This window comes from Bacillus sp. GbtcB14, from assembly GCF_019091205.1.
In the GTDB taxonomy this organism is placed as follows: Bacteria; Bacillota; Bacilli; order Bacillales; family Bacillaceae_G; genus Bacillus_A; species Bacillus_A cereus_AG.
In genome coordinates, this window is the sequence record NZ_JAGXJT010000239.1 from 1 (window position 1) to 248 (window position 248).

The window sequence follows — 248 nt, forward strand, 5'->3', positions numbered from 1 at the left end:
CAATATAAAAGGCTTTTTACAGATCCGGGCACGTGGCTTATTGTGAAAAACACTTTGCTTTACGGCATCGGGAACAATTTTTTTCAGAATTTGCTCGGGCTTTTATATGCGCTGCTTTTGAATCAGAGCTCAAAAATGAAGGCGCTCACAAGAACGATCGTCTACCTGCCCGTCATTATCAGTCCGCTGATAATGGGATACATTTGGTATTTTATTTTCTCATATGACGGGGGTGCGCTGAATGATGT

General features: G+C 41.9%; 1 pseudogene. It reads left to right on the forward strand.

Features of this window, described 5'->3' with window-relative positions:
• Positions 1 to 248, forward strand: a pseudogene (locus KVT31_RS29815) (sugar ABC transporter permease); the annotation flags it as partial.